We start from the raw sequence: 24491 nt of genomic DNA, 5'->3' as shown, positions 1-24491 counted from the left end.
AGGTCGCCTCATCCGGACGGGTTAGCCTGGTCGGGGCTATTCGAGCGGAAGGGCTTCGTGTGACAGAGGTGGGCGCGCTGCTCGCTGACCGGTACCGCCTGGAGCGGCAGCTGGGCAGCGGCGGCATGGGCGTGGTGTGGCTGGCCACCGATGAGCTGCTGCAGCGGCCGGTCGCGGTCAAGCAGCTCAACGCGGCCGAGGGCGCCAGCCCGGAGGTCGCCGAGGAGGCTCGGCAGCGGGCGATGCGCGAGGGGCGCATCGCGGCGCGCCTGCACCACCCGAACGCGGTCGCTGTGCACGACGTCACCCAGCACGACGGGTTTCCCGTGCTGATCATGGAGTACCTGCCCTCCCGCAGCCTCGCCGAGGTGCTGGCGGGGAAGGGCCGCATGACCCCGGGCGCGGTGGCGAGCATGGGGGCGCAGGCCGCCGCGGCACTCGAGGCGGCGCACGCGGCCGGCATCACCCACCGCGACATCAAACCCGGCAACATCCTGCTCGGTGACGACGGCACCGCCAAGATCACCGACTTCGGCATCTCGCACGCCGCCGACGACGTCGCGGTCACCAGGACCGGGGTCATCGCGGGCACGCCTGCCTACCTGGCTCCGGAGGTCGCCCGTGGACAGGCGCCGACACCCGCCTCCGACGTGTACTCGCTGGGCGCGACGCTGTACGCGGCGGTGGAGGGCGCACCGCCCTTCGGCGACGAGTCGACGAACTCGATCGCCCTGCTGCACGAGGTCGCCGCCGGGGACTTCCGCCCGCCGCAGCTGGCGGGCGTGCTGGCGCCGGTGCTGACCCACATGCTGCAGGTCGACCCCGCGCAGCGTCCCACGCCCGCGCAGGCGCGCGAGGCGCTGCAGGCCGTCGTCTCCGGGGCACCCTCTCCGCTGCCCGACCTCGACCAGACCCGCCCGATCGCGGCGGCGGCCCCCGCACCCGCCGACAGCGGCACCCGGCTCGACAACGTTCCGGTGAGCACCCCGCGGCGCTCCCGGCGCGGGCTCTACATCGCCGCGGCCGCCGTCGCGGTGGTGCTCGTCGTGCTGGCCGTCCTGCTGCCCTTCAGGAACCAGCAGCAGCCGCAGGAGCAGCTGGCCGCACCGGGCGAGCTGGAACGGGTCGTCTCCGACTACTACGCGTTGCTGCCCGAGCACCCGGGCAACGCGTGGACGCGCCTGGGACCCGGTCTGCAGGCGCAGGGCCGCGCGGGCTACGAGGGCTTCTGGTCGACCGTGGCCGACGTGCGCGTCGTCGAACCGCCCAAGGCCACCGGCCCCGACGCCGTCCGCGTGACCGTCGAGCTGGTCCTGCCCGACCGCACCCGCATCACCGAGCTCCACCAGCTCGGGTTGCGCGGCGCGCAGCGACCGCTGATCGAGTCCGACTCGATCCTGAACTCCTCGACCAGCACCCCGCCGCCTCCTCCGCCTCCTCCGCCGGCACGCGTGGAGCGTCCGCAGGACGACGAGAAGGACGAGAAGAGGGAGCACCGGAAGGGCGACGAGGACCGCAAGGGCGGCGACCGCAAGGGCGACGACAAGAAGGGCGAGGACAACTGACCGGTCGCCGAGGGGGAGGCCGAGTCGTGCGCGCGCTGCTGATCGACAACCACGACTCCTACACCTACAACCTGTTCCACCTGCTGGCCCGCGTCAACGGGTGCGAGCCGCACGTGGTCACCAACGACGCGATCGACCCCCTCCACCTCGACGCCTACGACGCCGTCGTCCTCTCGCCCGGCCCCGGCACCCCGGAGCGCGCTCGCGACTTCGGCATCTGCGCCGACGTCCTGCGCCGGACCACCGTTCCGGTGCTGGGCGTGTGCCTCGGCCACCAAGGCCTGGCGGCCGCCGAAGGGGCGCGCGTCGAGCCCGCACCAACCGCCCGCCACGGCCACCTCACCCGCGTCACGCACGACGGGGACGCGATGTTCGCCGGCATCCCCGACGAGTTCCGGGCCGTGCGCTACCACTCGCTGTGCGTCGCCGAACCGGTTCCCGAGGAGCTGCTGGTGACCGCCCGTGCGGAGGACGGCGTCGTGATGGCGTTGCGGCACAGGTCCTCGCCGCGCTGGGGCGTGCAGTTCCACCCGGAGTCGATCGAGTCCGAGCACGGCGAACGGCTGCTGGCCAACTTCCGCGACCTCGCACGCGGCCGACAGGTCGCGCCATCGCTGGTCCAGCCGCGCACGACACCCACCGAGCACCGGTACCGGGCGAACGTGGTGGAGCTGCAGGGTGCGGTCGACGCGGAAACCGCGTTCGCGCACCTGTTCTCGCAGTCCGCCAACGCGTTCTGGTTGGACAGCTCCCGAGTTGAGGACGGCCTGTCGCGCTTCTCGTTCTTGGGCGACGGTTCCGGTCCGCTCAGCGAAACCCTCGTCTACCGCGTGGGTTCCGGCGACGAGCCGGTGCTCGACCGGTTGCAGCGGGAACTGGCGACCCGCGAGGTCGAGGCGCCGCCGCTGCCCTTCGACTTCACCGGCGGCTACGTCGGGTACTTCGGTTACGAGCTCAAAGCCGACTGCGGCTCGCCCAACCGGCACCGCGCATCCACCCCGGACGCGGCGTGGCTGTTCGCCGACCGCTTCGTCGCGATCGACCACCTGCAGCACCGCACCTACCTGGTCGCGCTCAGCGAGGGGGACCGCGCGGACGCGGTCGACTGGCTCGCCGACACCGCCGCTCGGCTGTCCCGCGCGCCCGAGCTCGACGAACCCGAGCAGGCCGAGGCCGGGCCGGTGGAGCCGGCCCTGACGCGAGGCCGGGCCGAGTACGTGCGCGACGTGCTGCGGTGCAAGGAGCACCTGCTGGCGGGCGAGAGCTACGAGATCTGCCTGACCGCCTCGGCCGAGCTGCCCGCCGTCGAACCGGCGCTGGAGACCTACCGGCGCCTGCGCCGCCGCAACCCCGCGCCGTACTCGGCCTTCCTGCGCCTCGGTGGTGTGGAGGTGGCCTGCTCCTCGCCGGAGCGGTTCCTCGAGGTCGGTGCGGACCGGGTGGTGGAGGCCAAGCCGATCAAGGGCACCGCGCCGCGCGGCGCCGGTGCCGAGGAGGACGCGCGCCTGCGGAGCGAGCTGGCGGCCGATCCGAAGACGCGGGCCGAGAACCTGATGATCGTCGACCTGATGCGCAACGACCTCGGCCGGGTGTGCGCGGTCGATTCGGTGCACGTGCCTGAGCTGATGGCGGTGGAGACCTACGAGACCGTGCACCAGCTGGTGTCCACGATCCGGGGAAGGCTGCGCCCCGACCGGGACGTCATCGACTGCGTGCGCGCCTGCTTCCCGGGCGGTTCCATGACGGGCGCGCCCAAACCCCGCACGCTGGAGCTCATCGGCGCCCTGGAGGACCGGGCGCGCGGGGTGTACTCCGGCTCCATCGGCTACCTGGGTTGCTCCGGCGCGGCCGACCTCAACATCGTCATCCGCACCATGGTGCTGGTCGACGGCCGGTGGGAGGTCGGGGCCGGCGGCGCGATCGTGCTCGACTCGGACCCGGAGGCCGAGTTCGACGAGATGTTGCTCAAGGCCGCGGCCCCGACGCGCGCGCTGCCCTCAACCGGGAGCGCGGACGGCGGTGGCCAGCAGCGCCGCGGCCGGACCGGTGAGCTGCAGGCCTGAGCGCCACACCGCGTGCAGCGGTCGCCGCAGGTCCAGGTCCGCGACCGGGACCTCGATCAGCCGGTCCTCGTCGAGGTCGGTGGCCGCGGCCAGGACGCTGAGCACCGCGGGTCCGGCACCGGCGACCACGGCGTTGCGCACGGCGGTGGTGGAACGCAGCTCCAGCAGCGGCGCCACCGGTGTCGCACCGACGTCGGACAGGGCGCGGTAGAGCTTCTCGCGGGTGCCCGAGCCGTGTTCGCGCACGATCAGCGGTGTCGCGGCCAGTTCGCTGGGTGTCAGCGGTCGCCGCAGCCGGGACCAGGGGTGGCCGGGCGGCACGATGACCACCATGCGGTCGCGGGTCACGTAGCGCACCGAGACGCCTTCGGGCGGGTCGGGTGTCTCGATGAAGCCGAGGTCGGCCTGCCCGTGCCGGACGGCTTCCGCGACGGCGGCCGAGTTGGTGACGTCGAGCTCGAGGTGCACCTCCGGCAGCGCTTCGCGCAACCGGCTGATCCACCGCGGCACGAGGTACTCGGCGACGGTCATGCTCGCCGAGATCCGCAACTTCGACTCCTGCTGGGCACGCAGCGCCCGGACCCCGTTCATCAGACCGTCGACCTGCGCGAGGACTTCGCGGGCCCAGCCGCGCACCATCTCCCCGGCCGGGGTGGTGGTGCAGCCCTGCCGGGTGCGTTCCAGCAGCGCCAGCCCCAGCTGCCGTTCGAGCCGGTTGAGGCGCTTGCTCGCCGACGGCTGGCTGATGTGCATCTCGGCGGCCGCGGCGCCGATGCTGCCCAACTCGCCGACCAGCACCAGCAGCCGCAGCGATTCCGTGTCAGGGGCGGTCATGCTCGAAGGGTAGGACCTGCGTGGTACCGCCGGGTGGCGGACATTCCGCACGGCTATGACGACCTGCGCGGGCAACGGCTACCGGGACGCGGCGCGGTCGGCGAACCTGATCGGTGTGAAGACGCTGACCAGCACCGATTCCGCCCTCCTGCCGGGACTCGTGCTCACCGGGGCGGTTGTCGCGGTGGCGATGGCGGTGTCCTCGCAGGTGCCCGCGCTGAGCGCGCTGACCGTCGCGGTCGCGCTGGGTGTCGTGGTCGGGAACCTGCCTAGGCTGCCCGCCGACGTGCGCCCGGGACTGGCGTGGGTGTCGCGCACACCGCTGCGCGCGGGCCTGGTGCTGCTGGGTCTGCAGCTGAGCCTCGGGCAGCTGCTCGGGATGGGCTGGGGCGTGGTCCTGGCGGTGCTCATCACCGTCGTGCTGACCTTCGCCGGAACGGTGTGGTTCGGTCGGCTGCTGGGTGTGCCGCGCGGGCTGTCGATCCTGGTGGCGACGGGGTTCTCGGTCTGCGGTGCCTCCGCGGTGGCGGCGGTGGAGGGCGTCGTGGACCGCGAGGAGGAGGACGTGGCCACCAGCGTGGCGATGGTGACGGTCTTCGGCACCGTCGCGATGGTCGCGCTGCCGGTGGCATTCGCGCAGACGGGCGTGGGCGGCGAGCTCGCGGGCCGCATCGCGGGTGCCGGTGTCCAGGAGGTCGCGCAGGTGGTGGCGGCCGCGTCGCCGCTGGGCGCCTCGGCGGTGGCGGTCGCGGTGGTGGTCAAGCTCAGCCGCGTCGTGCTGCTGGCTCCGCTGGTGACGGTCGTCAGCGCCGTGCAGCGGCGGGCGGTGACCACGCGGCGACCGCCGCTGGTTCCGCTGTTCGTCGTCGGCTTCCTCGCCGCGGTGGCGCTGCGCAGCAGCGGCGAGCTGCCGGACTTCCTGCTGGACCTGGCCAAGCCGGTCACCACGGTGCTGCTGACCGCCGCGCTGTTCGCGCTCGGCACCACGGTGCGCCTCGAGGCGCTGATGCGCACCAGCCCCCGCGCCTTCGCCCTCGGAACCTGCTCCACCCTCCTCGTGACCGCTCTGGCCACCACCACGATGACCCTGCTGAGCTAGGAACTGCGGGAGCACGAGGCGGAGCTGTTCCAGGGCCAGCGCTGCGCAGGGACGTCGAACTTCCCGCGAATGTCAAGCGCTGGCGTTCCCCTTCGAACCTCGCGAGAACGTCGACGTGACGCGAGGGACCGACATGTCTCGAGGAGACAGCGTCCGGTTCGTGCGTCATCGTCCGCGATACCGAACTCGAAGCTCGCGACGTGGGCTCCGGCCGCGGTGTTCGCCCACTTGGTCAGTCCGACCGACGAGACGCGCCTGGCCACCAGCGCCGAACTCCGGCGTTCGCCGCCGACCACGGCGTGCACCCCGCTGACGCCCGGGAGCTGACCGAGCGTCGCCACCTCGGCACGCGGGCACGACGGTTTCCTGGTCGAGACCGACCAGGTCAGCGCGATCCTCGAGCGGGCGCTCGGAGAACCGGTCGACCACCCGCGCCAGGGCGCGCACACCGCAGGACGCCGTGCCCACCGGTGAGCGCCGTTCGGAGGTGTGGCTCGGGTCATAGCGCGGGTGGGAACTGCCCGCGAGCTCCGTCCGACCACCTGGACGTGGGATCGATCGCGAGGGGAACTGCTGCGGTGGACGAGATCGGCGTGATCGGAGCCGGTGGTGAGGGCTTGGCGGTGGCCGCCCACCTGGCTTCGGAAGGGCAGCGGGTGCGGCTGTGCACCCGCGACCCGGACCGCGTCGCGGGCATCCGCGACTCGGGGGAGCTGCGGGTGACCGGGGAGCGGCGTGGGCGCTTCCCGATCGCCGAGGTCACCGCCGACCCGGGGGAGCTGGCGGCGCGCTGCCCGGTGCTCGTGGTCGCGGCGATCACCACCGCCTACCCGGAAATCGCCCGCTCCCTCGCCCCGCACCTCACGGCTGATCACGTCGTCGTGCTGTTCTCCGGGAAGCTGTGCGGCAGCGCGGAGTTCGCCACCGCGCTGCGCCGGGCCGGGGCGCCGGAGGTGGACGTGGTGGAGACCGACGCGCTGTTCGCCGCCCGTCCCGAGGGTGACGACGGGGTGCGGGTGCTCGGCGTGAAGCGCTGGAACCTCGTCTCCGGTGCCACCCCTGAGGCGGTCGCCCGCCGCGCTCCGGTGCTGCGGACGTGGTTCCCGCACCTGGAAGAAGCCGCCAACCTCGTCCACAGAGGACTCACGGACTTCGGCGCCGTCGCGCACGCGCCGATCGCGCTGGCGAACCTCGGCACCATCGACCGGGGCGAGGAGCTGCTGTTCTACCTCGACGGCGTGTCCGACCGGACGGTGGCGCTGCTCCACGAGGTCGAGCAGGAGTTCCGCGCCGTCGCCGCCGCGTACGGCGCCGCGTTGACGCCCATGCCCGAGGTCCTCGACCGCTACTACGGCTGCACCCCCACCGACCTGCTGGCGGCGATGCGCAGCGCCGAGCCGTACCGGACGATCCTCGCGCCGGAATCGCTGGACCACCGCTTCCTGCGCGAGGACATCGCCTCGACGCTCGTCCCGCTGGAAGCCCTCGCCGCCAAGGCCGGCGTGGCCACGCCGATGGTCGGCTCGATCATCACCGTGATGTCCACGCTGTCCGGGACGTCCTTCCGCCGCAGCGGGCGGACCCTGGACGGGCTCGGCTGGGCCGAGCTGACCTCCGAGGAGATCCGCTGCGAGCTCAACTCCGCGCGAAACGGCGCCGCTCGAACCTCGCCGCCAACGCCGGGTAGAGCCGCGGCAGCAGTCTGACCAGCAGGTCCACCAGCTTCGCGTCGGCGCCGACCAGCACCCGCTCCCGGCCCGCCTCGACGCCGTCGACGACGATGCGCGCGGCCTGCTGCGGAGGCATCTTCAGCAGCTTCTCGTTGTAGGTGCGCACCCGTGCCTCCTCCTCGGGGGAGACCTCGCCGCGCCGCCGCGCGTCCTCCAGCGCGGCCGAGGCGATGCCGGTGCGCACCCCGCCCGGGTGCACCACCGTGACCGTCACCGGGTGACCCGCCAGCAGCACTTCGCCGCGCAGGCTCTCGGTGAACCCGCGCACGCCGAACTTGCTGGCGCAGTAGGCGGTGCTGCGCGGCTGGCCCATGATCCCGTTGAGGCTCGAGAGGTTCACCAGGTGACCGTCGCCGGAGGCGATCAGGTGCGGCAGGAAGGCCTTGCTGCCGTGGATCACGCCGAACAGGTTGACCCCGAGCACGCGCTCGTAGGTCTCCCAGTCGTTGTCGACGACCGCACCACCCGAGGCGATACCGGCGTTGTTGTAGACCTGGTGCACCACGCCGAAGTCCGCGGCCACCGACGCCGCGTGATCTTCCACCGCCTGCCGGTCGCTGACGTCCAGCCGCGCCGAGCGCACCTCCGCGCCCAGGGCGGCGACGGGTTCGGCCGTGGCGGACAACCCGGTCTCGTCCACATCGGACACCGCGAGCCGCGCGCCGCGACGGGCCAGCTCGAACGCCAGCTCGCGCCCGATCCCCGAACCCGCTCCGGTGACGACGGCGACCTTGCCGCGAACCGCGCTCATCCGGTCTTCTCCTCCGCGTTCTTCCGGACGTGGTCGGTGGTCAGCTCCACCAGCCGGTCGATCAGCCCGGGTGCGAGGTGGTGCCCCATCCCGTCGATCTCGACGTAGCGGGCGCCCGGGATCGCCGCAGCCGTGGCCCGACCACCGCTGACGTGCACCATGCGGTCGGTGTCGCCGTGCACCACCAGCGTCGGTGCGGTGATCCGCCGCAGCTCCGCGGTGCGGTCACCGCTGGCGTGGATCGCGCCGATCTGGCGCGGACGGCCCTCCTTGGAACGGGCACCGCCGCCGCGCTCCCACAGGCCCGCCGCCCAGGCGCGCTCCAGGTCGTCGTCGGGCGGGAACGACGCCGACCCGATGTGCCGCAGCATCCACAGGTGCCGTTCCACCGACTCCTCGAGCGTGCGCGCCGGGCCCTTGGCCATCCGCACCAGCGTCGAGCGCGCGGGCTGGCCGACCTTGCGGGCACCCGTGGTGGAGAAGATCGAGGTCAGCGAGCCGACCCGATCAGGGTGCCGGGCAGCGACCGTCTGGGCGATCATGCCGCCCATCGACATCCCGACCAGCTCGGCCCGCTCCACGGCGAGGTGGTCGAGCAGGCCGATCGTGTCGGCGGCCATGTCGCCCAGGTCGTAGGCGTCGGGCCTCGGCCGGGCGAACAGCTGCCGCAGCCGTCCCGGCGGGGGAGCGTCGATGCGCGAGGAGCGTCCCGCGTCCCGGTTGTCCAGGCGCAGCACGCGGAACCCGCGCTCGGTGAACCCGTCGACGAGGCGGTGCGGCCACGAGGTCAGGTCCAGGCCCAGCCCGGCGATGAGCACCAGCGGAGTCCCGTCCGACGGACCGTCGAGGCGGTAGCAGATCCGCGGTCCGGCGGGCAGGTCGACGAAGCGGTCCTCGCTCACCTCGCCACCACCGATCGTGCCGCGGCGCGGGAGAAGCGCAGTTCCGGGTCGGCGACGCTCTCCGAGCGCAGCAGCGTGACGTCGGAGTGGTAGCTCAACGACGTCAGCCACGGCATCCGGTCACCCTGCTTGGGCAGCTGGTCCACCGCGCGCTGGATGTAACCGGCGCCGAAGTCGAGGAACGGTCGCTTGGGCATCGCCGGATCGCTCGGCTCAGGGCGGCAGATGTCGAGCCCGTAGTGGTCCATGTGGGACAGCAGGCGGCAGAAGTGCTCGCACAGCAACCCGATCTTCAGCGTCCACGAGGAGTTGGTGTAGCCGATCGCGAAGGCGAAGTTGGGCACGCCGGAGAGCATCATGCCCTTGTAGGCCACCGTGTCCGGCAGGTTCACCCGCTCGCCGTCCACGACCAGCGGGACACCGCCGAAGGGCTGCACGTAAAGGCCGGTGGCGGTGATGATGACGTCCGCCTCGAGCTCCTCGCCGGAGCGCAGCCGCACACCGCGTTCGGTGAAGGTCTCGACGTGATCGGTGACCACCGACGCATGGCCGCGCCGGATCGCCTTGAACAGGTCGCCGTCGGGCACCGCGCACAACCGCTGGTCCCACGGGTCGTACGGCGGGTTGAAGTGGGTGTCGACCGGATACCCCGCCGGCAGCGCCTTGGCGTTGATGAAGCGGATCAGCTTGCGCGCCGCCTTCGGGAACCGCTGGCAGAAGCTCCAGATGAACCGCTGCTGCAGGATGTTCTTCCGCCGCGCGATGGCGTAACCGCGGTCGGGGCCGAACAGCCTGCCCGCGAGGTTGGCGAGGGCGTCCTTCTTCGGCACCGGCATGATGTAGGTCGGCGTGCGCTGCAGCATCGTCACGTGCGCCGCTTCGTCGGCCATCGCCGGGACCAGCGTCACCGCCGTGGCGCCGCTGCCGATGACCAGCACGCGCTTGCCGGTGTGGTCCAGGTCCTCCGGCCAGTGCTGCGGGTGGATGATGGGGCCGGTGAAGCGCTCGCGGCCCTCGAAGTGCGGCGTGTAGCCCTCGTCGTAGCGGTAGTAACCGCCCGCGCTGAAGATCCAGTTCGCGCTGAGCTGGTGGTGCTCCCCGGTCTGCGGGTTCTTGACGTCGACGAGCCAGCGCGCCTGCTCCGTCGACCACTCCGCGCCGGCCAGCTCGTGGTGGAACCGGATGTGGGGTTCGAGGTCGTTCTCGGCGATCGCCTCGCGCAGGTAGTTCAAGATCCGCGGCGCCGAGGCGATGGACTCCTCGTCCCGCCACGGCTTGAACTCGTAGCCGAAGGTGTGCAGGTCGGAGTCGGAGCGGATGCCGGGGTAGCGGAACAGGTCCCACGTGCCGCCCGAGGCACCGCGCGCTTCCAGGATCGCGAAGGTCTTCGCCGGGTGCGAGGTCTTGAGGTAGCGGCCTGCGCCGATACCGGAGATGCCTGCACCCACGACGAGGACGTCGAGGTGCTCGACCGGAGGTTCGGGGTGGGTCACGTGCTGCTCCCGCGCGGACGGACTGCTGGTCCGTACGAGCATGCCCGGGACCGGTCGACTTGCGCCACAGCGGGGTGCACCAGGATCATGCGGCGGTGGTGCAGAACGCTGCGTCGGAGTGGCCGAGGCCGTCCCCGCGCGTGCGGGAGCTGTTCCGGCGGGGAGCCGAGATCGCCCTCAACCCGCACGCGGAGTGGGTCGAGGAGCTGCACGCCGCCGCCCTCGGCGGGGCGCGGGTGCGGCTGGTCGCCGAGGACCCGGCGCTGGCCGCCGCCACCCGTCGGGCGAACCTGGCCAACCTGCTGCACTGGGCGGCCGCCAACGTTCAGGACCCCGGACGGCGGGTGCCGCCCAACACCGGCTCCGAGCTGCTCGAAGCCGCGCGCGACCTGGTGCGCCGAGGTCTCGACGAGACTGCGCTGGACTCCTACCGAACTGCGCAGAACGTGGCCTGGCGGCGCTGGATCGACATCGCCTTCAGCCTCACCGAGGACCCCGACGAGCTGCGCGAACTGCTCGACGTCTCCGCGGTGTCCATCGCGACGTTCATCGACGACACCGTGGCCGCGGTGAGCGAGCGGATGCAGCAGGAGCGCGACGAGCTCACCCGGGGCGCGCACGCCGAGCGCCGCGCGGCCGTGACGCTGCTGCTGGAGGGCGCGCCGATCGGGCGGGCGCGGGCGGAGAGTCAACTCGGCTACCGGCTCGCCGGAGCGCACACCGCCGCGATCGTCTGGAGCGGCCCGGCAGGGGCCGAGCAGCTCGAGGCCGCGGCCGAGTCGGTGATGCGGGCGGCCGGGGCCGACCAGCGGCTCACGGTCATCGCCAGCGCCGCCGCGATCTGGGTCTGGCTGCCGGTCGCCACCGCGCCGGCTGCGGACGAGCTCGCGTCGCGGCTGGCCGAGTACCCCGACGTGCGGGTCGCCGTCGGCCGGCCCGGCACCGACCTGGAGGGGTTCCGCCGCAGCCACCTCGACGCGGCCACCACGCAGCGCATGGTCGCCCGGCTCACCTCGCCGCAGCAGGTCGCGCGGTACCAGGACGTGCAGCTGGTGTCGTTGCTGACGAGCGAACCGACGCAGACCGAGGAGTTCCTCGCCGACACCCTCGGCGACCTCCAGCACGCGGACGCCGACACGCGCACCACGGTGCTCACCTACGTCCGCGAACTGGGCAGCACCACCCGCACCGCCGCACGGCTCTACACGCACCGCAACACGGTCGTGCGCCGCCTGGCCCGGGCCGACGAACTCCTCCCCCGCCCGCTCGCCGAGAACGCCCTCGCCGTCGCCGCCGCCCTGGAAGCCCTCCACTGGCGCGGCACAGCCTGACCCACGGCGAGATCGGGGGCGCGAGAAGCTCCGCGATCGCGGGGGATCTGGCAACCGCGAGCGACCCCGGGAAGGGCGAGATCCCTCGACGCGAGAGGCCCTGCTCGCGAGCCGTCCGTCACGCGCGAAGCGCCCTGGACGTAGCTCGAACGGTCGACACCGGGACGCCGCCCTCGCCGTCACCAGCGCCGACGTTCGGGGTGGCGTCACCCGGACAGGCGAGGGGCGGACATGTCGCGCGACATGTCCGCCCCTCACTCGAAGAGGGCGGCCTGGTGGGAGTGGGCGGCCGCCCCGGCTGGGAGCGTCCGGTGTCAGAACCAGTGGGAACGCCCGCCGATGGCGTGGCCCGCGGAGCCGGCGATGGCGAGCACGGCGCCGAGCACGACAGCCACGATGCCGAGGACCCAGATGATCTGGACGCCGGTCAGATATCCGACGATGAGCAGCACGATTCCCAACGTGATCATGATGTGCGTCCTTCCGTCCGGGTGATCTTCCCGCCTCGACTACCCGCTTCCGCCGATCTTCACTCTTCCCGGTTGTGAACGTTTTCAGCCGAGTACTCGCGGGAACTCCTCGCACGGTCCCGATCGGGGCGAGGGGAGTGGTCGCGGTGTCGTGGTCGTTCGACCGCGCCGTGGTGACCGGCGGTGCCGGTTTCCTCGGGGCGCCGGTGTGCGCGGAACTGCTGCGTCGAGGGACGTCGGTGCGCTGCCTGGACAACTTCGCCACCAGCGCGGTCGACAACGTCCGAGCACTGCTCCTGGACCCGCGGTTTGAGCTCGTCGAACACGACATCGCCCGGGAGCCGTTCCCGGCCGAGGACGTCGACCTCGTCCTGCACTTGGCCTCGCCCGCCTCGCCGGTGGACTACCTGCGGATGCCGGTGGAAACTCTGCAGGCCGGGAGTCACGGCACCGCGCACGCGCTGGAGCTGGCCGAGCGCACCGGAGCGCGGTTCCTGCTGGCGTCCACCAGCGAGGTCTACGGAGACCCGTTGCAGCACCCGCAGCGCGAGGACTACTGGGGCAACGTCAACCCCGTCGGCCCGCGCGCGGTCTACGACGAGGCCAAGCGCTACGCCGAGGCGCTGACCTCCTGCTACCGCGCGCACCGGAGCGTCGACACCCGGATCGTCCGGTTGTTCAACAGCTACGGCCCGGGGATGCGGCCCGGCGACGGCCGCGTGGTCTCCACCTTCGTCTCCCAGGCGCTGGCCGGAGACCCCATCACCGTCAACGGGGATGGGAGCCAGACGCGTTCACCGTGCTATGTGGACGACACCGTGCGCGGGCTGCTCGCGGTGGCCGCCGGAGATCACGTCGACCCCGTCAACATCGGCCGGCCCGACGAGATGACCGTGCTGGAGATCGCTGAGCTGGTGCGCTCACTGACCGGGACCGGCTCGCCGATCACCCACGTCGCCGCCGTGGTCGACGAACCCGCCCGCCGCTGCCCGGACATCACCGTCGCCGAGCAGGTGCTCGGCTGGCGGCCGGAAGTCGACGTCGTGGAGGGGCTGCGCCGCACCATCGACTGGTTCGCCGCGCGGCCTGCCGCCACCGCGACCGGTTGATCTCCACCTCCGCATCGGCGCAGGTCAGCCGCCCGGTGTTTACGAGTCGATGCAGAGGGTAGCGGTATAGGCAGGAAGTGTGCGCTCGCCCACGACGGGAGAACGACCGTGCGAATCCTGGGGATCAACGCCGTGTTCCACGATCCGGCGGCCGCCCTCGTGGTCGACGGCCGGACCGTGGCCGCCGCTGAGGAAGAACGCTTCTCCCGGCGCAAGCACGGCAAGACACCGGTCCCGTTCGCCGCGTGGGAACAGCCCGAGCAGGCTGCGGCGTGGTGCCTGCGCCAGGCCGGCGTCGAGCCGTCCGAACTGGACGTGGTCGGCTGCTCCTACGACCCGGCGCTGGTGGACGAGGCGCTGGACGGCCTCGACCCCGGGTGGGAGTGGTTGCGCACGACCTACGCCGAGCGAGCACCGCACTTCTTGGCCACCGCGCTGCCCGGGTTGGACACCGATGTCGTGGTGTGCGTGCCGCACCACGTCGCGCACGCCGCTTCCGCGGCCCTGGCCGCGCCGTTCGGCGACTGCGCCGTGCTCACCGCCGACGGCCGCGGGGAGAGCACCTCCGGACTGGCCGGGTCCTACTCCGGCGGTCGGCTCACGACTCTGGCGGAGCAACGGCTCCCGCACTCGCTCGGCCTGATGTACGAGGAGCTGACCGAGCACCTGGGCTTCCGCCGCTCCAGCGACGAGTACAAGGTGATGGCGCTGGCCTCCTACGCCGAACCCGCGTTCCTGGCGGACTTCCGGGAGCTCATCCGCACCGGCGACGGCCACTACACCATCGATCCGATCGACTGGCAACGCTGGGCGCCGCGCCGGACCGGGCGAGAACCGCTGGGGGACAAGCACGCCCAGCTCGCTTCGAGCGTGCAGGAGCGGCTCGAAGAGGTGCTGCTCGACCTCGCGCGGTGGCTGCACGACCAGACCGGCGAACGGCGGCTGGCGATGGCCGGGGGCGTCGCGCTGAACTGCGTGGCCAACACCCGGATCGCCTGCGAAGGCCCGTTCGACGAGGTGTGGGTGCAACCCGCCGCCGGTGACGCGGGCACCGCGCTCGGCGCCGCTCTGCAACTCGCCGCCCAGCACGGCGAACCGATCGCGCCGATGCCCGGCGCCGACCTCGGTCGGGAGTGGAGCGACCAGGAGGTCGAAGCCGTCCTGCGCACCGCGAACCTCCGCTACGAACGTCCGCACGACGTCGCCGAGGTCGCCGCCGAGGCGCTGTCGCGCGACGCATCGGTGGGCTGGTTCCAGGGCCGCAGCGAGTTCGGGCCCCGCGCACTGGGCCACCGGTCGCTGCTCGCGCACCCCGGCAACGCCGACAACGTCGAGCGCCTCAACGACATCAAGGGCCGTGAGCAGTTCCGCCCGGTCGCGCCGGTGGTCCTGGCCGAACGCGCTCGCGAGCTGTTCACCCGAGGCCCTGAGCGCAGTCCGCACATGCTGTTCGTGCACGACGTGACGCCGGAGTGGCGCGACCGCATCCCGGCCGCCGTGCACGTCGACGGCACCGCGCGTCCACAGACCGTGGAGCGGGATCGAGAACCGCTGCTGGCCCGGTTGCTCGAGGCCTTCGCGGCGCGCACCGGCTTGCCGGCGCTGATCAACACGAGCTTCAACACCGCGGGCCGCCCCATCGTCGACAGCCCGGTCGACGCCTTGGAGTGCTTCGGGGCCTCGCCGATCGACCTGCTGGTGCTCGGTCCGTTCGTGGTCCGCCGCGGGGGTGAGCGCGCGTGAGCGGGCGCCACGGCGAGTACACCGTGGTCATCCCGACCACGGGCCGCGCCAGCCTCTCGGGCACGCTCGCCGCGCTCGACACCGGACGCGGACCGGGACCGCGGGAGGTCCTCCTGGTCGACGACCGGCCTTCGCCCGCAGAACCGTTGCCGTTGCCGGAGAACGACCTCCCGATCCGCGTGGTGCGGTCCGGCGGGCGCGGTCCCGCCGCCGCGCGCAACATCGGCTGGCGGGAAGCCGGTGCGGAGTGGGTGGTGTTCCTCGACGACGACGTGGTGCCCTCCGCCGAGTGGCGCGAGCAGGTCGAGGACGACCTCGACGTCGGCCCGGACGTGGCGGCCTGCCAGGGTCGCCTCGTCGTCCCGCTGCCGGGCGACCGGCGTCCCACCGACGCCGAGCGCGACACGGCCGCGCTGGCCGGCGCGCTGTGGATCACCGCGGACATGGCGTACCGGCGCGAAGTGCTGTCCGCCTGCGGTGGTTTCGACGAGGAGTTCCGCCGCGCCTTCCGGGAGGACGCCGACCTGGCGCTGCGGGTGCAGGCCGCGGGGTGGCGGCTGGTCAGCGGCGCGCGGGTGACCAGTCATCCCGCGCGTCCGTCCGGTTTCTTCGCCAGTGTCCGCGCGCAGCGCGGCAACGCCGACAACGCCGTCATGCGCCGCAAGTACGGCAGGCGGTGGCGCAGCCGGATCGGCGAGGGTCCCGGGCGCATCCGGCGGCACGTGGCGACCACGGTCGCCGGAGCGGCCGCGCTCGTCGCCTGGGCCCTGGGCGCCCGCCGGACAGCGGTCTGCGGTGCCGCGACCTGGTTGGCGCTGACCGCCGAGTTCGCCGCTCGCCGCGTCGTCCCCGGTCCCGGGACGCCGGCCGAGATCGCGCGGATGCTGGTGACCAGCGTGCTGATCCCGCCGGTGGCGTGCTGGCACCGGGCGCGCGGGGAACTGGCCGTCCGGACGCGGCGACCCCGGCGGCCCGCGGCGGTGCTCTTCGACCGGGACGACACGCTCATCCGCGACGTTCCCCACAACGGCGACCCCGGCCGCGTCCGCCCGGTCCGCGGTGCGCGGGAAGCGCTGGACCGGTTGCGCGTGGCCGGGATCCCGATCGGCGTGGTGAGCAACCAGTCCGGTGTGGCGCGCGGGCTGCTGAGCCAGGAGGACGTCGCCGCCGTCAACGGGGCCGTGCAGCGCGCGCTCGGTCCGATCGACACCTGGCAGTGGTGCCCGCACGACGAGGACGACGGATGTGCTTGCCGCAAGCCGAAGGCCGGGCTCATCGAACGTGCCGCAGCCCGGTTGGGCGTGCCGCCGGGGGCGTGCGTGGTCATCGGCGACACCGGGGCCGACGTCGCGGCAGCGCTGGCCGCCGGGGCCAGGGCGATCCTGGTGCCCACCGAGCGGACCAGGACCGAGGAGACGACCAGGGCGCTCGTGGAAGCCGAAGTCGCACCGACCATCGAGGCGGCGGTCGCCCGTGTGCTGCGGGGCGGCCGGGTGTGGGCGGCGACGCGGCGTCCCGTCCGGCAGGAGGTGCCGCGATGAGGATCGACATGGTGTCCGAGCACGCCAGTCCGCTGGCCGCCCTCGGCGGTGCCGACGCGGGCGGGCAGAACGTGCAGGTCGCGGAACTAGCCACCGGGCTGGCCCGGCGCGGCCACGACGTCGTCGTGCACACCCGCCGCGACTCGCCGACCCTGCCCGCACGGGTGCGCACCGGCGAGGGCTTCACGGTGCACCACGTGACGGCGGGACCGGCCGAACCGATCCCCAAGGACGACCTGCTGCCTCACGTGGACGCCTTCGCCGCACAGCTCGCCGAGACCTGGGCTGGTGCGCCACCGGACCTGGTGCACGCGCACTTCTGGATGAGCGGGCTGGCCGCCCAGTTGGGTGCGGCGCGCCTCGACGTCCCCGTGGTGCAGACCTTCCACGCGCTCGGTCGGGTCAAGCGCCGCGAGCAGGGCGCCAAGGACACCAGCCCACCGCAGCGCGTCGAGCTGGAGGCCCAGATCGCTTGCGGTGCCGACCGGGTGATCGCCACCTGCACCGACGAGGTCGGCGAGCTCGCCGAGATGGGCGTGCCACCGGAGCGCACCGCGATCCTGCCGTGCGGCATCGACCTCGACCGGTTCCTCCCGGCCGCACCGCGCCGGCCCCGGTCCGGTCCCGCGCGGGTCCTCAGCATCGGCAGGCTCGTCGAGCGCAAGGGCGTGGACGTGATGATCCGCGCGATGCGCGACATCCCCGACGCGCAGCTGCTCATCGCGGGTGGGCCGCCGGAGTCGGAGTGGGCCGACGACCCGGAGGTGAACCGGCTGCAGGCGGTGGCCCGGCAGGCCGGCGTCGCCGAGCGCACCGCGTTCCTCGGCCAGGTCCCGCACGACGAAGCGCCCGACCTCTACCGGTCGGTCGACGTGGTCGCCAGCGTCCCCTGGTACGAGCCGTTCGGGACCGTGCCGCTGGAGGCGATGGCCTGCGGCGTGCCGGTCGTGGTCAGCGCGGTCGGGGGCCACCTCGACACCGTCGTGGACCGGCGGACCGGGCTGCACGTGCCGCCGCACGACCCGGCCGCGCTCGCGCGGGCGGTGCGGGAACTGCTGGAAGGGCCAGGGCTGCGCGCGGAGCTCGGAACCGCAGGCGCGCACCGGGTGCGGTCCCGCTACGGCTGGGACCGGTTGGTCGCCGAGGCCGAGGACATCTACCACCAGGTGCGTTCGGCGCGGGCCGAGCGGGCCGCGGTGGCCGCCGCGCCGGGAGGGGAAGCACCGTGATCGAAGAGCACTTCCGCGACCTGGGCACCGCCGCGCGGCACGCCGGCGCTGCGGCGCCGACGTTGCGCGCGTGGGCGACCGTGCTGGCGGAGCGGCTCGGTGCCGGAGCGCGCCTGCTGACCTGCGGCAACGGCGGCAGCGCCGCGGAGGCCCAGCACTTGTCGGGTGAGCTGACCGGCCGGTTCCTGCGCGACCGCAAGCCGTACTCGGCGATCGCGCTGCACGCCGACACGTCGGCGTTCACCGCGACGCTCAACGACTACGGCGAGCAGGAGGTCTTCGCCCGCGCGGTGCGCGCGCACGGCAGACCGGGTGACGTGCTCGTCGCGCTGTCGACGAGCGGCCGCAGCCAGAACGTGCTCGCCGCCGCCAAGACCGCCCGGGAGATGGGTGTGCTGACCTGGGCGATGACCGGACCCACCCCCAACGACCTCGCCGCCGTCTGCGACGACGCGGTGGCCGTGCAAGCCGCTGGCGTGGCCACGGTCCAGGAGATCCACCTGGCGCTGATCCACGCCCTGTGCGGCGAGTTCGACGCGCTGATCGCCGGCGAGGTGTCGGAACACCAGTGACCGCAACGGTCCTCGTGCTCCGGGCGCTCGGGCTGGGTGACCTGCTCACCGCGGTGCCCGCGCTGCGCGGTCTGCGCAGGGCCTACCCGCGGCACCGGGTGCTGCTGGCCGCGCCGGCACCGCTGGGCGCCCTGCTCGGCCTGCTCCCGGAGGTCGACGAGCTCGCTCCGACGTCCGGGCTCGCCGGGTTCCGCTGGGAGCGGCGAGCACCCGACGTCGCGGTGAACCTGCACGGCAGTGGTCCGGAGTCGGTGCGCGCGGTGCGCTCGACCGGGGCCCGCCGGATCGTGAGCCACCCCCACCCGGCGGTGCCGGAGGTGCATGGCCCGGCGTGGGACGCCGAGCAGCACGAACGGCAGCGCTGGTGCCGGCTGCTGCGCCACCACGGCCTGGAGGCCGACCCGGACGACCTGCTGCTGCCCGTGCCACCGGAACCGCCCGCCCGGCCGGGCGCAGTGCTCGTGCACCCGGGTGCCAGCCACGGTGCGCGCCGCTGGCCGGTCGAGCGCTACGCGGAAGTGGCGCGCTGGGCCTCGGACGCCGGTCTCGACGTGGTGGTCACCGGTTCCGGGCCCGAGCGCGCCCGCGCCTCCCGCGTGGCCGAGCTCGCCGGGCTCGACCCGGAGTCCGTGCTGGCCGGGCGGACGGGGCTGTGCGAGCTCGCCGCGCTGGTCGCCCACGCCCGCCTGCTCGTCTGCGGCGACACCGGGATCGCCCACCTGGCCAGCGCGTTCCACACCCCGTCGGTGGTGCTGTTCGGGCCGGTGGCACCCCGCCTCTGGGGCCCACCGGTCAGCGCCCGCCACGCGGCGCTGTGGCACGGGCGCCACGGCGACACCTTCGCCTCCGAACCCGACCCCGGCCTGCTGGCCCTGACCACCGAGCAGGTGCTCGGTGCCGCGCGGGAGGTCTTGCGCGCCGCGTGAATCAGGGCCGTTCGCCGACGCCGGTGCGCAGTTCCTGCAGCCTGCCGCCCGGGATCGGCGACTGCAGCGGCGGGGTGTCGTGACCGGTGGCCGCACGCAGGCCGAGCAGGAACTCCGCGATCGCCGTGGTGGAACTGCGCTTCGGGTTCCACGCGAGTTCGACCTGCGCCCTGCTGGTGTCCATCACCGGCAGCCGCATGAAGGTGTCGAACAGCTGCGGCGAGGCCGGGACCAGGTGCAGGTGCCACGCGGCCGACAACGCCCCGCGCACCAGGCGCGGCGGCACGGGGACCGGGCGGGCGCCGAGGAGTTCGCCGAGCACCGAGGCGTCGATGAGCGGTTCGGCGGCGATGTTGAACGCGCCGCTGAGCTCCGAGCGCACCGCCAGCCGGTAGGCCTCGCCGACGTCCTCGCTGTGCACGGCTTGGAAGCGCAGACCGGCCGGCAGCGGGAACGCCGACAGCAGTTCCGGGCGTGCCAACCGGTTCGGCAGGAACGGGCCGATGAACAGGCGCCGCTGCTCCTCGGCCGACTGCGGCTTGAAGCAGAACGCCATGCGCATCCGGACGACCCGGATGTCGGGGTGCCTGCGCTCAAAGGCGTCCAGGTAGCGCTCCAGGTAGGCCTTCTCGCGGCTGTACGCCGACGTGGGGTAGCCGTGGGTCGGCCAGGACTCGTTGACCGGCTGCCTGCCGCGGCCGGGCGAGTAGGCGCCGATCGAGGAGGCGTAGACGACCGAGCGCACCCCGGCGGCGGCCGCGGCTTCGAACACCCGGATCGACCCGAGCGCGTTGTTGCGCCAGGTCGTCACCGGGTCGTGCGTGGGCTGGAACAACCACGCGAGGTGGACGACGGTGTCCACGTCGGCGAAGCGGCCCACGAGGTCGTCCTGGCAGATGTCGGTGCGTTCCCAGCGCACGTCCGTGCCGAGCGGGGGTGGTTGCCGCCGGGACATCGCGGTGATCTCGACGTCGGGGTCCTGGCGCAGCGCACCCATGACGCTGGTGCCGACGTTGCCGGTCGCACCGACGATCGCGACTCGCCGGGTGTCTCCGGTTGAAGCCATGCCCACCTCCCGTGCTCTTCGGACGGACCGCCCTCACTGGCTTCCCCGCACGGCGCAGCGCAAACGCGCGGGGTTTCACCGCACCCCGCGCGTGGAAAAGACAGGGCCGTGCCTGAGGAGGTGAGATGACCGCGTGGGAAGGCGGGTCCATCAGGGTCGGGCTGGTGGCCGATCCCGGTGTGCCCACGGAGATCGCAGAACGGCTCGCGGAGGAGCTGCCGGACGAACTCCGGGACAAGGTCGCGGACGTCGACTGGCAGGTGCGGGCGAGTTCGGAGGGGCTGCCGCTGAGCGAGGAGGGCACGATCGAGATCGCCGCGAAGGCGTCCGAGATGGGGCGCAGCGACCGCTGGGACCTGCTGATCTGCCTGACCGACCTCCCGCGCATCGATCCGGCGGGGACGGTGGTCGCCGAAGCCGACGCGAGCAGTGGTGCCGCGCTGGCCTCGGTGCCGGCGATCGGCTCGATCCGGCTGCTGCCCTACGCGCGCCGGGTCGTGGTGCACCTGGTCGGTCTGCTCGCGCGGGAGTCGCTGCGGCTGACGACCAAGGGTGACTACCACGCCGGGGCGTGGGGCGTGTTCGGCACCCGCGTGCGGCAGGTCCCGTCCCACCACGAGGACATCGACGCGAACCTGGTGCTGCCCGGCAGGCTCGGCCGGATGCGCCTGCTGTTCGGCATGGTGCGGGACAACCGGCCGTGGCGGCTGGTGCTCGGCTTGTCGCGAGCGGTCGCGGCAGCAGCGGGCACGGCGGCGTTCGGCGTTTTCTTCCCCAGCATCTGGACCCTCTCCGACAGCCTCGCCGCGCCACGCCTGGTGCTGATCAACTTCTTCGCGGTGGCGGTGATGGCCGGCTGGCTCGTCGTGCACAACAGCCTGTGGGAGCGGCCGGGCAGGAGCGCCGGCGTGCACAAGACGCGGATCTACAACGCGGCGACCGCGCTGACGGTGACCGTGGGCGTGATCTGCATGTACGCCTTGCTGTTCGCGGTGACCACGCTGGGCGCGGCGATCGTCATCAGCCCCGAGTACCTCGGCACCCAGCTCGGCCACCCGGCCGGTGCGCTGGACTACTTGGGGCTGTCCTGGCTGGCGAGTTCGATGGGCACCGTCGCCGGTGCGCTCGGGTCGAGCCTGGAGACCGAAGCCGCGGTGCGGCGGGCCACCTACAGCAGGCGGGAGCGGGAGCGTCGCGAACGTCGCCGTCGTGAGCAGCAGGAGTCACGTCAGGTTTGACCTCGGCCACGCGCGGCTATGCCGTCGGGGACGACGAGCCGATGGAGGAGGTCGCTGGTGAGAGCGTTGACCTGGCACGGTCCCCGGGACGTTCGAGTCGAGGACGTCCCCGATCCGAAGTTGGCGGACGACACCGACGCGATCATCCGCGTCACCAGCAGCGCGATCTGCGGATCGGACCTGCACCTCTACGAGGTGCTGGCGCCGTTCCTCGACGCCGGTGACGTGCTCGGGCACGAACCGATGGGCGTGGTGGAGGAGACCGGTTCCTCGGTCACGCACATCGCGCCCGGCGACCGAGTGGTGGTCCCGTTCAACATCTCCTGCGGCCAGTGCTGGATGTGCGACCGCGGCCTGTTCGCGCAGTGCGAGACCACGCAGGTCCGCGAACAGGGCAGCGGCGCGGCGTTGTTCGGCTACACCCGGCTCTACGGCAGCGTCCCCGGCGGCCAGGCCGAGTACCTGCGGGTGCCGCAGGCGCACTTCGGGCCCGTCAAGGTGCCCGAAGGGCCGCCGGACGAGCAGTTCCTCTACCTTTCCGACGTGCTGCCCACCGCCTGGCAGGCCGTGGAGTACGCCGACGTCCCCAGGGACGGCAGCGTCCTGGTGGTCGGGCTGGGCCCCATCGGGCAGATGTGCGCCCGCATCGCACGCCACCGCGGCTTCCGCCCGATCGGCGTGGACCTCGTGCCGGAGCGGTTGCAGATGGCCGAACGCCACGGTGTCCGCACCATCGACGCCCGCGCGAACGACGACGTCCCCGAGGCGGTGCGCGAGCTCACCGACGGTCGCGGCACCGATTCGGTGATCGACGCCGTCGGCATGGAGGCGCACGGATCGCCGGTGGCCGAACTGGGGCAGAAGGTCGCCACCGTGCTGCCCGAGTCGATCTCCTCCCGCTTGATGTCGACCGCCGGGGTGGACCGGCTCTCCGCGCTGTACCTGTGCATCGAGTGCGTGCGGCGCGGCGGCACGATCTCGCTCAGCGGCGTCTACGGCGGCATGGCCGACCCGATGCCGATGCTGACCCTGTTCGACAAGGGCGTGCGGATCGCCATGGGGCAGGCCCACGTGAAGCGCTGGATCCCGGACCTGATGCCGCTGGTGTCCGACGAGTCCGACCCGCTGGGCGTGCGCGACCTCGCCACGCACCGCGTGAAGCTCGACGACGCCCCGCACGGCTACGACATCTTCCAGCGCAAGGAGGACGGCGCCATCAAGGTCGTCCTCGAACCGGGTCGCTGACCGGCCGCGACGACGAACGCCGGGGCGAAGACCTCTTCTTCGCCCCGGCGTTCGCCGTTCCTCCCCGGTGGTGGTTCAGGACTTGTCGAGCTCGAAGGGGAGGAGCTCCACGCAGCGGTCGAACTTCGCCTGCAGATCGTCTTCGTCGGCGGCACCCAGGTAGACGGCGAACAGCTCGAAGCTGTAGCTGTCCTGGGCGGGCAGCTCGGAGAGCCGCTTGCCCTCCTCCGCGACGATGTCGACCATGGCGCCGGGGAACTCCTCGCGCACCCGCGCGATGTCCTCCTCGGAGGGCGTGCTCTTGACGTGCGCGTCCCGGAACACGCGGTGGAACCACTTGGCGGCCACCTGGTGATCACCTTCGCGGCTGGGCATGGTCGGTTCCTCACCGACCGCGAGCTGCACCAGCGCCTGGTGGTTGGGCATGCCGTCGACCAGCTCGAAGAGCGGGGCGTGCGACTGCGACAACCGCGGGTTGATCTCCAGGATGTTCAGCGCACCGGTGTCGGGCTCCCAGAAGAACTCGATGTTGAACGTCGAGGCGTCCAGCCCGATGTGCTCCATGACGTCGGTGCTGATCCGGGTGACCCGCTCCTGCACGTCCTCGGGGATGCGGGAGGGGTACTGGAACCGCAGGAAGCTCGACGACCCCGAGTAGCACAGCGAGTCGATGATGCCGTGGACGTGGGCCTTGCCGCCGTAGCAGTAGCCCTCGGCGGTGATCTGCTCGCCCTGCACCGCTTCCTCGGCCAAGCAGGCCATGCCGCCGGCCTCCTCGACGGCGGGCGGGAGCTCCAGCATGGACAGCAGGAAGTCGAAGGCCTCACCGGTCCGGCCGATGCCGTCGCGGATCTCAGCCACCGCTTCGCGCAGCTCGTCCTCGTCGCTGACCTTGAACGCCAGCGCCGAGGAGTAGGACTTCACGGGCTTGAGCCACATCGGGAAGCGCAGCCCGGGAGGCGTCTGCGGGTCCTCGAGGTCGACGATCGCGAACCCGGGGTGCGCGTCGGTGACCTCGCGCTGCACCAGCCTGCTCCAGTACTTGTGCTCGCACTTGACCACGGATTCCAGACTCGGCCCCGGCAGGCCGTACTCGGTGGCCAGCACCGGGACCATGGAGCTCACGGGGAAGTCCCAGTACCCGACGATCGCGTCGATCGGTTCGGAGAAGTCGTTGAGCCGCTGCCGCGCCTGCTCCAGCAGCTCGTCCAACCCGGTGTCGCTGAACATCAGCGTTTCCTTGTCCAGCAACGGGTGGAAGCGGTAGGGCTCCAAGTGGGTCAGCTCGCGCATCAGCGCGAGGTTGCGTTCGTCAGGTCCCAGCAGGAACACGTTCTTCGGCTTCTGCTTCTCAGTCACACCACCTCGCGTACCCGGATCGTGCCGGGCTAATCAGGTCGTTCGTTTCCTCACACGGCTTGCGTGCCGCTCACCGAGAAGCGATCACGCACGCGCGCACGGAGGGGGCACCACGGGGTACGACGACCCCCATCGCTTTGGGGCTCCGCCTCGGCGAGCACGGGACGACCCAGGGCGCCGAGCAGGGCACCTGCTGCGTGCCCGTGGGCGCGGGGCGCGCAGACG

At 72.6% G+C, this 24491-nt stretch carries 20 protein-coding genes; 13 read left to right on the top strand and 7 right to left on the bottom strand.

Going from position 1 to position 24491, the window contains the following annotated elements; translation table 11 throughout:
• Nucleotides 1–59: 59 nt before the first annotated feature.
• Both EIL87_RS20935 and pabB read left to right on the top strand, forming a co-directional pair.
• A complete protein-coding gene (locus EIL87_RS20935) occupies nucleotides 60–1565 on the top strand; it encodes a serine/threonine-protein kinase (RefSeq protein WP_125092281.1) in 1506 nt (501 codons plus the stop codon).
• Nucleotides 1566–1591: 26 nt separating this feature from the next.
• Entirely contained in the window at nucleotides 1592–3628 is a 2037-nt protein-coding gene (gene pabB, locus EIL87_RS20930; protein ID WP_125092280.1) for an aminodeoxychorismate synthase component I, read from the top strand.
• Here pabB and EIL87_RS20925 read toward each other — a convergent pair.
• Entirely contained in the window at nucleotides 3563–4462 is a 900-nt protein-coding gene (locus tag EIL87_RS20925; protein ID WP_125092279.1) for a LysR family transcriptional regulator, read from the bottom strand. The two genes, pabB and EIL87_RS20925, sit on opposite strands and share 66 nt — an antisense overlap.
• A gap of 55 nt (nucleotides 4463–4517) precedes the next feature.
• Here EIL87_RS20925 and EIL87_RS20920 point away from each other — a divergent pair, with 55 nt between their 5' ends.
• Together EIL87_RS20920 and EIL87_RS20915 are read left to right on the top strand one after the other, a co-directional pair.
• Nucleotides 4518–5561 carry a YeiH family protein gene (locus EIL87_RS20920; protein ID WP_125092278.1) on the top strand — a complete coding sequence of 348 codons (1044 nt, stop codon included), beginning with the start codon at nucleotides 4518–4520 and terminating at the stop codon, nucleotides 5559–5561.
• Nucleotides 5562–6139: 578 nt separating this feature from the next.
• On the top strand, nucleotides 6140–7267 hold the full coding sequence (locus EIL87_RS20915) for an NAD/NADP-dependent octopine/nopaline dehydrogenase family protein (protein WP_125092277.1): 1128 nt from the start codon (nucleotides 6140–6142) through the stop codon (nucleotides 7265–7267).
• Here the strand turns inward: EIL87_RS20915 and EIL87_RS20910 are convergent.
• From EIL87_RS20910 to EIL87_RS20900, 3 genes are read right to left on the bottom strand one after another with little or no spacing between them, the layout of a single operon-like run.
• Nucleotides 7197–8042, bottom strand: coding sequence for an SDR family NAD(P)-dependent oxidoreductase (locus tag EIL87_RS20910; RefSeq protein ID WP_125092276.1), 846 nt, complete (start codon nucleotides 8040–8042; stop codon nucleotides 7197–7199). The two genes, EIL87_RS20915 and EIL87_RS20910, sit on opposite strands and share 71 nt — an antisense overlap.
• A complete protein-coding gene (locus tag EIL87_RS20905) occupies nucleotides 8039–8944 on the bottom strand; it encodes an alpha/beta fold hydrolase (RefSeq protein ID WP_125092275.1) in 906 nt (301 codons plus the stop codon). The genes EIL87_RS20910 and EIL87_RS20905 overlap by 4 nt, the downstream gene beginning before the upstream one ends.
• Complete coding sequence (locus tag EIL87_RS20900) at nucleotides 8941–10437, bottom strand: flavin-containing monooxygenase (RefSeq protein ID WP_233576426.1); 1497 nt, start codon at nucleotides 10435–10437, stop codon at nucleotides 8941–8943. Before EIL87_RS20900 ends, EIL87_RS20905 begins: the two co-directional genes overlap by 4 nt.
• Nucleotides 10438–10532: 95 nt before the next feature.
• Here EIL87_RS20900 and EIL87_RS20895 point away from each other — a divergent pair, with 95 nt between their 5' ends.
• Nucleotides 10533–11768 (top strand): PucR family transcriptional regulator, encoded by a 1236-nt coding sequence (locus EIL87_RS20895; protein WP_125092273.1) that lies wholly within the window; start codon nucleotides 10533–10535, stop codon nucleotides 11766–11768.
• Between the two features lie 314 nt (nucleotides 11769–12082).
• Here EIL87_RS20895 and EIL87_RS27145 read toward each other — a convergent pair whose 3' ends face one another.
• Nucleotides 12083–12238 carry a DUF6131 family protein gene (locus tag EIL87_RS27145; protein WP_199740535.1) on the bottom strand — a complete coding sequence of 52 codons (156 nt, stop codon included), beginning with the start codon at nucleotides 12236–12238 and terminating at the stop codon, nucleotides 12083–12085.
• Between the two features lie 146 nt (nucleotides 12239–12384).
• Between EIL87_RS27145 and EIL87_RS20890 the strand changes: the two genes are divergently transcribed.
• The 6 genes from EIL87_RS20890 to EIL87_RS20865 all read left to right on the top strand — a co-directional run bounded on the left by EIL87_RS20890 (nucleotide 12385) and on the right by EIL87_RS20865 (nucleotide 19358).
• Nucleotides 12385–13347, top strand: a complete 963-nt coding sequence (locus tag EIL87_RS20890; protein WP_125092272.1) for an NAD-dependent epimerase/dehydratase family protein — start codon at nucleotides 12385–12387, stop codon at nucleotides 13345–13347.
• A gap of 108 nt (nucleotides 13348–13455) precedes the next feature.
• Nucleotides 13456–15090, top strand: coding sequence for a carbamoyltransferase family protein (locus tag EIL87_RS20885; RefSeq protein ID WP_125092271.1), 1635 nt, complete (start codon nucleotides 13456–13458; stop codon nucleotides 15088–15090).
• Nucleotides 15087–16631, top strand: coding sequence for an HAD-IIIA family hydrolase (locus EIL87_RS20880; protein ID WP_125092270.1), 1545 nt, complete (start codon nucleotides 15087–15089; stop codon nucleotides 16629–16631). Before EIL87_RS20885 ends, EIL87_RS20880 begins: the two co-directional genes overlap by 4 nt.
• Nucleotides 16628–17860: a glycosyltransferase gene (locus EIL87_RS20875; RefSeq protein WP_125092269.1), complete on the top strand. Its 1233-nt coding sequence runs from the start codon at nucleotides 16628–16630 to the stop codon at nucleotides 17858–17860. The genes EIL87_RS20880 and EIL87_RS20875 overlap by 4 nt, the downstream gene beginning before the upstream one ends.
• Nucleotides 17857–18432 (top strand): D-sedoheptulose-7-phosphate isomerase, encoded by a 576-nt coding sequence (locus EIL87_RS20870; protein ID WP_125092268.1) that lies wholly within the window; start codon nucleotides 17857–17859, stop codon nucleotides 18430–18432. The genes EIL87_RS20875 and EIL87_RS20870 overlap by 4 nt, the downstream gene beginning before the upstream one ends.
• A complete protein-coding gene (locus EIL87_RS20865; RefSeq protein ID WP_125092267.1) occupies nucleotides 18429–19358 on the top strand; it encodes a glycosyltransferase family 9 protein in 930 nt (309 codons plus the stop codon). The genes EIL87_RS20870 and EIL87_RS20865 overlap by 4 nt, the downstream gene beginning before the upstream one ends.
• Before the next feature lies 1 nt (nucleotide 19359).
• Here the strand turns inward: EIL87_RS20865 and EIL87_RS20860 are convergent, their stop codons facing one another.
• A complete protein-coding gene (locus EIL87_RS20860) occupies nucleotides 19360–20424 on the bottom strand; it encodes an NAD-dependent epimerase/dehydratase family protein (RefSeq protein ID WP_125092266.1) in 1065 nt (354 codons plus the stop codon).
• A 125-nt stretch (nucleotides 20425–20549) separates the two neighbouring features.
• Here EIL87_RS20860 and EIL87_RS20855 point away from each other — a divergent pair, with 125 nt between their 5' ends.
• Both EIL87_RS20855 and EIL87_RS20850 read left to right on the top strand, forming a co-directional pair.
• A complete protein-coding gene (locus EIL87_RS20855; protein WP_125092265.1) occupies nucleotides 20550–21662 on the top strand; it encodes a DUF2267 domain-containing protein in 1113 nt (370 codons plus the stop codon).
• Nucleotides 21663–21719: 57 nt separating this feature from the next.
• A complete protein-coding gene (locus EIL87_RS20850; RefSeq protein WP_125092264.1) occupies nucleotides 21720–22907 on the top strand; it encodes a zinc-dependent alcohol dehydrogenase in 1188 nt (395 codons plus the stop codon).
• A gap of 75 nt (nucleotides 22908–22982) precedes the next feature.
• Here the strand turns inward: EIL87_RS20850 and EIL87_RS20845 are convergent, their stop codons facing one another.
• Nucleotides 22983–24266: an ATP-grasp domain-containing protein gene (locus EIL87_RS20845; RefSeq protein WP_233576424.1), complete on the bottom strand. Its 1284-nt coding sequence runs from the start codon at nucleotides 24264–24266 to the stop codon at nucleotides 22983–22985.
• Nucleotides 24267–24491 lie beyond the last annotated feature (225 nt).

The sequence above is a fragment of the Saccharopolyspora rhizosphaerae genome, from assembly GCF_003931915.1.
Taxonomy (GTDB): domain Bacteria; phylum Actinomycetota; class Actinomycetes; order Mycobacteriales; family Pseudonocardiaceae; genus Saccharopolyspora; species Saccharopolyspora rhizosphaerae.
The sequence above is the reverse complement of the archived record's forward strand: the minus strand, read 5'-3'. Positions and strand labels throughout refer to the sequence as shown.